Here is a 4,621-nt window from a genome sequence, read left to right on the forward strand (position 1 = left end):
GCGCACGTCGGCATACATCGTCATGTTGAACACGTATAGGCACCAGATGAGCACGCCCATCCAGCAGGTGATGATCATCCACTGGTGGCCCCAGCGCTTCATCTGCAGGAATCCAATCGCCGCGGCGCATCGCATCGCGAAGACGGTGAGGATCATCGCGAATACCATGGACTTCTCGCCCGGTCCGGCGGCGCCGCCGACCCAGAATTCGTTGTAGTGCCAGAAATAGCCGCCGTCGAACATGGCGCCCCAACCGACCATCAGCACGCGGTTGATCAGCGTGTGGTTGGCGACGAGGTCGAGCGCCCAGCCGAGGCTGTTGAGCATGCCGTCGATCAGAACGAGGTATCCGATCAGGGTGACGATCATGGGCCGCACCGACAAGCCGGCGCGAAGGGCCTGGCGCTGCAGCCAGACGCCGCGCATGAAGATGGGAAATCCGATCAGGCCCGGCACCCACATCCCCATCAAGGCGGCGCCGACGATCATCCACTTGTCGGCACGGCGCTGAGCGAGACGTGACTCGTCGTGGTGGTCCTCGAGGCTGACGCCATCCGGCGGGCCGGCCGCCTTTCCCCCCGAGAGACGGCTGAGCAGAGGGAGATTCACAGTTCCCACCAGCCGCGGGCGAAGGACATGTAGAGCTGTATCAGAAACATCGTCAGCAGGTAGCCGTAGATGACGATCTGCAGGACGATGAGCGCCTTCTTGCGGTTCCGCTCCTTTTGGTCCATGACTTCCAGACTCCTTCCTAGTGTGGCGTGCTCGAGTTGTCGGCTGCGGCCAGGCTGGCCACTGCAACTTCACGTAAGCCGTCGGTGATGGCGCCGTCCGTGGACAGCGGCGCCAGGATACAGGCCTCGGCCGCCTCCAATTCTGTTGCGCCGGCAGCGATCAGCTGGGCGGCGGTGACCAGGACACGAGTGGACGGAGGCTCGAAATGGAACGCCTCGTCCGCGGTTCGGATGGCGGTGGCGCACGCGACAAGACGCTTCGCGGTAGGAAAGTCGATACTCGCTTCGGCGACGACTACCTCAGCTTCGCGGTCGGTAGGCAGATACCTCATCGGAAGCGTGACGAAGCGTTGGCGAAAGGACGGCTTGAGCTCCTTCAGTGAGCTGCGGTAGGCCGGATTGTACGAGCAGACCAGCATGAAGGTTTCTGGCGACTTGACGACTTCGCCCGCTCGGTCCAGATACAGAGACCGGCGGTGATCGGTCAGCGAATGCAGGATGGCCAGCGAATCGTGGCGCGCCTCCACGACCTCGTCCAGGTAACAGATCGCTCCGGCCTTGACCGCCCTGGTGAGTGGGCCGTCGGTCCACACCACATCGCCGCCGGTCACCATGAACCGGCCGACGAGGTCCGAACTGGTCAGGTCGTCGTGACAGCTGACGGTGACGACGGGCCGCCCAAGAAGCACACCCATGTGCTCGACTAACCGCGTCTTGCCGCACCCGGTCGGGCCGGTGAGCATCACGGGTAAACGCTGGTGATATGCCTGCTCGAACAGCTGGACTTCGTTGCCGTTCGAGTAATAGGTATCGGTGGTCATCTGTTCCTCAGCTTGTTGTCGGTCATGCGGCGACGAGCTCGCGATGGACGTGGGCGAGTATCCGCGGAAGCTCCTCAACCCGTCGGATGCGTTGGGACCGGCGGGGTCCGAAGACCTCCGGTAGCGGGTCGACGCGCGTGGGGCCGACGCCGACGTAGTAGATGGAAACGCCTGCGTCGTTGGCCTCTTCGACCGCGTGCGCGGCGTCGGCCCACGCATAGCGGCCCTCGTAGCCTTCGTCGGAGATCAGGCCGTCACCGATCACCATGAGCAGACGCCGCTCGGACGGCTGTGCGAGAAGCCGACTCGTCAAGTGGCGCAACGGTGCACCGAGTCGGGTGTATCCGCCGGTGGCGAGGCCGAGGCGGCCCGGCGGCACGAACCGCCGATCCTCGAAGTCCTTGAGGCAACTGACTTCCACTCGGTGCCGCGTGTTTCCGGTGAACACGAAGATGCCGTGCCGCTCCCGCGCCAGTGTCATCGCCCTCGACAGCGCGTCGGCGCACGCCAACTCCAGTCTGAAGATCCGGCCGCCGTGCACGCCCAACGATGAACTGCCGTCCAGGAGCAGCGCTGTGGTGACATCGCGGCTGCTGGGCAGCAGCTCGCGGAAGATGCGCGGCTCGATCGCCTCGCCCGTCGTGAGGTCGATGTAGTGGCGCACGTATTGCTCGACGTCAAGGTCGGAGCCGTCCTCGAGCCGGTTCTTCATTGCGCGATGGGTGTGCTCCTCGAACCACTTCCGAAGATCGGCGGACACCGCTTCCGGTTGGCGGGTGCGGTTGGCGTGGGCACGCTCGAGGACGGCGACATGATCGGCCATGAAACTCTTGGTCCAGGCATTCCATTCGGGATAGGGAATGCCGGGCCGGTGTTCCGGGGTGATGTCGAGGTCGTTGTCCTGTGGCCGGCTCGGCGGCGGCAGGTTGGGATTGCGCACACCGCCGTCGCCTCCAACGGGAACCGAGTAAGGGCGTGGAAGGCGCTTCTGCGTTGTGGTCCACGGCATTCTGCCGAAGCTGCGCCGCAGCTTGTCGGTCAAACCCTGTGGCGTTGTGTACGCCAGTGGAAGTCTGCCCAGCAGCGGGTGAACACCCAGTGGCTGACCTGTACGCGCCAGCGACACTGCACGGTTGAGCATCTCCTCGGCTTCCATGTCGGCGGCCAACGGCGATAGATCGGGCAGGACCCGGTGCGCTTCATCGAGCAGTCCTGGCCAATGCGACGCGACCCACCCCATGGCGACGCCGGCCTCGATGAGAGTGAGCGCTCGTAGCTCGCGTGCGGACAACTCATTCAGCCGAAACGCGATCAACCGGTCCTTCGACGGCGAACATTGAAGCGCAACACCGCATGTCAACGTCCTGCGCGTCCAGTCACCTCCGATAGACGGATACGGAACGTGCACGAAAGCGAGTGACGAACTGAGGCTGAACTCGCGATGCTGACCGGTCACCAGGCGCACACCTTCGCGACGCTGTCCGCTCAGGGCGACAGCGGTCACGGCGCAACTGCGTTCGACCGCCATTGCGTGTGCGTCGGAGAGCTCGGCCATCGACACGTCAGAACGTGCCGAGGTTGGAGAACATCCAGTACCAGAACCAGATGACCAATCCGGTCCCGCCCCATGCCGCGACGTAGCGCAGGATCTCCCAGATCCAGTCCATTGTCAGACCTCCTTTATGATTCCGCGTACGGCGGTGGTGACCAACTTGGCCAGCATCGTGTCGCGCATTTCGCCGTTGTCCGTGGTGGACAGCACGCCGTAGACACCGAGCAGGAAAAATGTCGCGCTGTAGAACGCGTCGACCTCCGGGTGAACCTCGCCGTCTCCGCGGACCCGCTCGATCTCACGAACGAGCAAGACGATCAGCGGATGGTCGGTCCATTCGTCCCTATGGGGTCGTGTCGGCGAGAAGTGCAGCGCCAGTAGTTCTTTGAAGAGCATCGGGCCGAGGCGCTGTTCGAGACCCCTGATACTGTCGACGACTTCGGTCAACGCGGCAACGAGGTCGTGGGCGTCCTCCAGGAATTTGGCGAACCCGGCAGCGAGGCGCGCTTCCTCGCGCCATTCCAGCTCTAGGAGCACATGCTCCTTACTGGGAAAATGGAAGAAGAATGTGCCGTGCGCAACGCCCGCGGTGGCGACGATTGCGTTCACATCGGCGCCTGTCATACCTGCGCGCTTGAACTCGGCGATCGCAGCGCCAAGTATGCGTTCCCGCGTCTGCTGGCGACGTGCATCGCGCGCCGACGGCTTCACCTGTGGCGTCATGATCTGCCCTTTGTAGCGCAATTACTGACCGGAGTCAATGAGTTAAGTCATTGGCGTGCTACTAGTCGGTGAAGATCTCGCGATTGACGGAATGAAGATAGGGAATGGCGAGGAACGGGGTGATGTAGAAGATGTCGTACAGCCACCAGCCGACGACCGGCAAGATGACCCCGGCGAAGCGCACGTCGGCGTACATCGTCATGTTGAACACGTACAGGCACCAGATGAGGACGCCCATCCAGCAGGTGATGATCATCCACGGGTGGCCCCAGCGCTTCATCTGCAGGAAGCCGATCGCGGCCGCGATCCGCATGGTGAACACGGTGAGGATCATCCCGACTTCCATAGCTTTCTCGCCTGGGCCTGCCGCACCGCCGATCCATAGCTCGTTGTAGTGCCAGAAGTAGCCCGCATCGAACATGGCACCCCAGCCGTTCAACAGGATTCGGGCCAGGATGGTGTGGTTGGCGAACAGGTCGAGCGCCCACCCAACCGTGTTGATGGCGGCATCGATGATGACCAGGTAGCCCAGCAGCGTCACCAGCATCGGCCGGACCGTCAACCCGTCCCGCTGCGCCTTACGCAGCAACCACACACCCCGAAGAAAGAGTGGAAGACCGAAGATGCCGAGGCCCGCGGTGCCGAGGAGGATACTGCCCGAGAACAGCCACTTGTCGGCCTGGCGCTGCGCGAGGCGCGACTGTTCCATGTGTTGGTCGAGGCCGCTGGTGGTGGTCGACGTGGGCGGGTTCAAGGACTCCTCCTACCGATCGGCTGGCGTCGAGCATCGG

At 63.3% G+C, this 4,621-nt stretch carries 6 protein-coding genes; all 6 read right to left on the minus strand.

What is annotated here, in order from left to right; all coding sequences use genetic code 11:
• A partial coding sequence (locus tag ACRDU5_RS22085) for a hypothetical protein (RefSeq protein ID WP_526617127.1) occupies positions 1-609 on the minus strand: 609 nt, incomplete at its 3' end.
• Positions 606-734, minus strand: coding sequence for a hypothetical protein (locus tag ACRDU5_RS22090; protein WP_526617128.1), 129 nt, complete (start codon positions 732-734; stop codon positions 606-608). The genes ACRDU5_RS22085 and ACRDU5_RS22090, both read right to left, overlap by 4 nt.
• Before the next feature lie 17 nt (positions 735-751).
• Positions 752-1,555 (minus strand): AAA family ATPase, encoded by an 804-nt coding sequence (locus tag ACRDU5_RS22095; protein ID WP_526617129.1) that lies wholly within the window; start codon positions 1,553-1,555, stop codon positions 752-754.
• A 22-nt stretch (positions 1,556-1,577) separates the two neighbouring features.
• Complete coding sequence (locus tag ACRDU5_RS22100; RefSeq protein ID WP_526617130.1) at positions 1,578-3,110, minus strand: nitric oxide reductase activation protein NorD; 1,533 nt, start codon at positions 3,108-3,110, stop codon at positions 1,578-1,580.
• Positions 3,111-3,224: 114 nt separating this feature from the next.
• The gene (locus ACRDU5_RS22105) at positions 3,225-3,830 is read right to left on the minus strand and encodes a TetR/AcrR family transcriptional regulator (protein WP_526617131.1); all 606 of its coding nucleotides are present in this window, start codon (positions 3,828-3,830) and stop codon (positions 3,225-3,227) included.
• A gap of 61 nt (positions 3,831-3,891) precedes the next feature.
• A complete protein-coding gene (locus ACRDU5_RS22110) occupies positions 3,892-4,539 on the minus strand; it encodes a hypothetical protein (RefSeq protein WP_526617132.1) in 648 nt (215 codons plus the stop codon).
• Positions 4,540-4,621 lie beyond the last annotated feature (82 nt).

Source organism: Mycobacterium sp., from assembly GCF_050701515.1.
In the GTDB taxonomy this organism is placed as follows: domain Bacteria; phylum Actinomycetota; class Actinomycetes; order Mycobacteriales; family Mycobacteriaceae; genus Mycobacterium.

What these genes read in the sequence shown, in the direction of transcription:
- ACRDU5_RS22090 (WP_526617128.1), bottom strand. Translation starts at nt 734, where the DNA reads ATGGACCAAAAGGAGCGGAACCGCAAGAAGGCGCTCATCGTCCTGCAG.
- ACRDU5_RS22095 (WP_526617129.1), bottom strand. Translation starts at nt 1,555, where the DNA reads ATGACCACCGATACCTATTACTCGAACGGCAACGAAGTCCAGCTGTTC.
- ACRDU5_RS22100 (WP_526617130.1), bottom strand. Translation starts at nt 3,110, where the DNA reads ATGGCCGAGCTCTCCGACGCACACGCAATGGCGGTCGAACGCAGTTGC.
- ACRDU5_RS22105 (WP_526617131.1), bottom strand. Translation starts at nt 3,830, where the DNA reads ATGACGCCACAGGTGAAGCCGTCGGCGCGCGATGCACGTCGCCAGCAG.
- ACRDU5_RS22110 (WP_526617132.1), bottom strand. Translation starts at nt 4,539, where the DNA reads ATGGAACAGTCGCGCCTCGCGCAGCGCCAGGCCGACAAGTGGCTGTTC.